The organism is Clostridium bornimense (genome assembly GCF_018917145.1).
GTDB lineage: Bacteria > Bacillota > Clostridia > Clostridiales > Clostridiaceae > Clostridium_AN > Clostridium_AN bornimense_A.
This window is the reverse complement of the sequence record NZ_JAHLOD010000094.1, coordinates 1-5019: the sequence shown is the minus strand read 5'-3', so window position 1 is coordinate 5019 and position 5019 is coordinate 1. Positions and strand designations below refer to the sequence as shown.

2 protein-coding genes are annotated in these 5019 nt (G+C 32.5%); both read right to left on the bottom strand.

Annotation, left to right across the window (positions count from 1 at the left end):
- The coding region (locus tag KQI30_RS16415; protein ID WP_216464427.1) for a triple tyrosine motif-containing protein at positions 1-4724 on the bottom strand (4724 nt) is incomplete at its 3' end.
- Positions 4725-4770: 46 nt separating this feature from the next.
- Positions 4771-5019, bottom strand: a 249-nt coding sequence (locus KQI30_RS16410; protein ID WP_216464426.1) for a hypothetical protein, incomplete at its 5' end; no start/stop codon positions are given.

Here is a 5019-nt window from a genome sequence, read left to right as displayed (position 1 = left end):
TTTCTCATTCCTGTATATTCTATCTTTATACTATGAGTTCCAGCTTTTAAGTTATTTTTTTGGAATACTACATTTTTATATTTTGCACTTGCACTATACATATCTACTGAATAACTTTCTCCATCTAATGTTATCTTTGCTATTCCTCTATCTTTATATGTTGATGCTAATAACTTTATTCCTGTTCCTGTAAACTTAAACTCTGCACTACTTCCTGCTGTTTTTCCTACTTTTACTGCTCCTCCACTATGCTTGCTATTTTGCACTGTTGACCACTTTCCTGCATATTTTATATTGCTATTATTTTCTTCTATTCTTGTTATTTTCGCTGCTATATTATAGTTAATCCTATTTTCAATTTCATTACCATTAGAATCCATTACTGCTACTTCTATTTTATACTTTCCAGACTTTTTAGGTATCCAAACATATTCATTTGATGTTGAATATTTCTGTACTATTTCCCATCCATCCTCATATGAAAAGATAGAGAACATATACTTAGCACCATTTATATTTTTTGCTTTAGCAGTTATTTTTATTGCTGTTCCAGTTACTTGTGGTGATGCCTTATCTGTTGTTATAACTACTTCTTCACTTGATTCTTCTACTGTACATGATGTAGTAGCAGAATCACTATTACCTTCACTGTCCTTAGCATAAACTAATAATTCATATTCTCCTGCTACTGATGGTGTCCATGTCACAGTTTTAGTTGTTGAGTAATCTTTTATTATTGTTTCATTGTTACCTTTTTTTGCTACAAACTTATATTGTATTGTTCCATTTCCACCAGATGCATTTGCTGATAATTTTATTGTTTCTCCTACCTTTGCAGATTTAGGATTTACCGAAAAACTATCTATTGATAGCTTACCTACAATTTGTTTCTCAATTTTATAATTATTTATAGTTGAATTAGCGGTATTTCCATCAGCATCTGTTATAACTACCTTAATATCATAAGTTCCCTCTTTACTTGCAGTCCATACACACTTATTCTCATCAGATTCAACTACATTTCCATCTATAGTAAACTTATATTTATATGGCGCCTTACCTCCTATTGCCTTTGCTGTAAATGTAGTTGATTTTCCTAATGTTTGCGAATCACTTGGACTTGCCAATAATGAAGCTTTTAATTCACTTACATCACCTGAAGATTCTATTTCATAATCTACTTCTCTAGTAACTGTCTTTCCATCAGCATCTTTAATAGTTACCTTCATAACATAATCCCCAACTTCTGTTGGTGTCCACTTACAAGTTGATTTGCTTGAAAAATCTTGTAACATCTTTCCATTAATCTCAAACTTATAAGTATATGGCGCAGTTCCACCTTGTCCACTAGCACTTAAATTAAGAGTAGTATTTTCTACCTGTGGAGAACATCTATCTGCTCCAAAAGTATATACAGATAAATTTTGTTGTGTAGGTGGAGTAGTACCTGCTGCTTTTCCAATACGTGCTAAAGGTACAGTTATATTATCCCAATCCGCTTTTTCAAGTGATGTAGATGGATCATTTGCTCTTTCTGTTACATATGGTTCTGTTGCTACATCTAACATAGACTTATCATGTGGATTACATCCTATAGTAGACTCACCAAAAGTTGAAAGATGCATTACACCAATCCCATTATTTTCGATATAATCCTTTGTAATTCCTAATGCATTTAATGGAATAACCATTTCATACATAGTATCTTGCTTTGTATTATGATTAGTTTCAAGAAAATCTATCCAATTAGAAGAGTCTGTATATAAATCATCAGGTACATATCCCTCATATCCATTTGCTTTTATTCCTATGAGTTTTGATGGTAAGAAACCATCACCATATTTAAATGATATTCCAGCCTTTTTAAATCCAATACCTGTACTATAGTTAAACATTCCATCAGAATCTGTTTTAAATAAACATGGTTCTCCTACACCTGGTTTACTAGAAAAACATAATAAAGTATCTACACTAGTTTCATATTTAACCTTTAAGTTCCATATTGGTCCTGTAGTATAAGTACCATCTGGTTTCATTGATTTACAAGTTCCATCACCATAATAGCCTGTTCCTAAATCTAATGCTATAACTTGAGGTATATCACCATTATATGGTTTTCCATCTCCACCTATTGGATAACCTTGTACAGGATCTATAACATCAGTAACATTTGTATATTGCCACATTAAGTAAAGGTTATCATTATCCCAAGCACTATATAGAGCATAATCATCATAAACCGGTCCTTCATGAGTACCTCTAAATGATCTTGGATCATCATTAGCTACTCCTTGAGCAACAAGCATATCTTCAGACCAATCACTAAAATCTCCATCTATTGTTATTGTCTTATTTTTACCATAACCTGTTAGATTAGTTCCATACTTACCACCGATAGCTCCTTCAATGCTACCGCCTCCAATACTACCTCCTCCTGTTGATGGTGCATTCTTTGTATAAGTGTAAGTCTTTTTAACAGTATCTTTATCATCTGTTGCTTCTAAATCAACAGTAATTTTAGAATTTTCTACTTTCCCTTGTCCAATCTTTATCTTGTCTCCATTTTTAAAAGATTTCTTTTTACCACCATCAACTGAATATGTTGCTGATGTAGCATTTTCTACTCCTAATGTTATTTCATAAGTATTAGTAGTAAATGTAGCTTTGTCTGGTGTAGCTTTAACATTAAGTGAGTCAATAGGTGTATCTGTTTCATCTATTTGCCATTTTCCATCTTTATAAATCATAGATGTATTGGAAATATCAAATCCTGGTGTTCCCACTCCATCTGGGATTTGATTACTACCGCCATTATTAAATATAACCTTTGCACTACTCCATCCTTTAGGTATCTCTATAGTATACTTATCATTTCCCATATCTGTCATCTTTGTTCCAGGCCACTTTTCTACTTCTTTAGTTGGCGTAACACTTTCATCATAAACATAAGCATATACGTTGCTCCATCCACTAGGTTTAATAATAGATGCGGTTACCTTTTCTCCTACCTTTACTTTCTTATAAGTGTACGTTTCACTCTTTGAAGTTTTACCATCTGTAACTGTTAAAGTAACCTTTACCGTACTTCCAACAGATGTATCTTCTCCAATCTTTATCTTGTCTCCATTTTTAAATGAACCTTTGTCTACATCATCTACTGAATACGTACCTGAGGTTGCATTTTTATATCCTAATGTTACAGTTAAACTATCTGTAAAAGTAGTTCCTGAAGCCGGTGTTATTGTTGGGGTTGGTGTTGTTACTGGCTCCTCTAAATCACCTATAACTGCAATTGTCCCAGAAGCTAATTCACCAGTAAGTCTTCCTCCTGAAACATAAAAAGTCCCACCATCAGATGCAATGCTTTTATAAGTACCCTCTTTTAGATTTGTTTCTGTATTAATCTTTGCTGTTCCATCTAGATTTACTATAACTGCACCTTTATTTCCACGTTCTATTACCATAGTATTATTACTTAATGTTCTAAGATATTCTTTTTGTCCAATCATTGCATTGTGGAACTTATTTACTGCTACTACATCAGCACTTTTCCACATATCATTACCAGCCTTACCCATTGTTCCTGGTAATGGATTTGAAGCACTTGATCCTGCTGGTCTATTGTAATATAATGGTGTACCTGAATCTCTCGCTGCTACAATAGCCCATCCCATTTTATTATACCAATCACTCATAAGACCAGTATTACTACTTGCTCCACTTCCATTTGCCGCATAATCATCATGAGTCTCTACATAAGTTACTAACTTCTTACTATCTACATTATCAGTATTATAATAACTTGAAGATGCTTGTCCTATATTCTTAGCTACATCTCTTTTATCATCAAATCCTATTCCTTTTCTTAATTCTTTAGAATAAGAATCACTATTTACATTAATATAATTAGAATAAGCACTAGTTCTTGAATTACCATTATTAGTATCTAATATCTCTCCATATATAAATAACTTATCTTTATTCTTTAAGCTTCCAAGAATTGTTGGCCAGAAGTCACTTCCTCCTGGATTATCATCTGGCAATTCTATATGTTTTGCAGCATCAAATCTGAATCCATCAGCACCGCAATCAATAGCATCATTTAAAAATGAAATTATATCATTTTGTAATGTCTTATTAGATGTATTCAAATCAGGTAAGTCCATACAATCATGAATAATACTATATCTATTGTTATAATCTATTCCTTGTGGATTATCATATTCATGCCAAAATTCTCTAGCTTTATACTTGTCTTCTATAGCTGGAGAAAACTTGTTTTGATTTTCCCCTGTATTTGCCATATGGTTACAAACAACATCTACTATAATTTTTATGCCATATTTTTCAGCTTCTTCACACATTGATTTAAATTCATCTCTAGATCCTAATTGTGCATTACCAATCTTAAAATTAGTTGGTTGATATAAAAGCCACCAATGAGCTGTAGTCATAGTATTTTCCTTAGTTCCTTGAATTGGTGATGTTTGAATAGAAGTATACCCTGCTTCTGCAATCTTGGGTAAATTTTCTTTTATTGTATTAAAGCTCCAGTTCCAAGCATGTAATATTACTCCATCCCTTGTGTTGCTTGCCAATCCATAATCATTAGTAGCTGCTTGTACATTAACTTGTGGATTTATTTTTATATCAGCACAAATTAAGCTACAAGTTAAAACAACTGTTGTTACTATACTAGTCAATCTTTTTGATAGCTTACCCACATCTTTTCCCCCTTTTACTTTTATAGATAGGAGAGCATTTGCTCTCCTATATTATATTCCCACTTGTAATATCAACAGCATCTATTACTGTCAATGTTCCTGTTGCCTTGGAATTTTTCTTTCCAGTATACTCTATTTTTATGCTATGAGTTCCAGACTTTAAGTCTTTCTTTTGGAATACTACATTTTTATATTTTGCACTTGCACTATACATATCTACTGAATAACTTTCTCCATCAACTGTTACCTTCGCTATTCCTCTATCTTTATATGTTGATGCTAATAGCTTTATTCC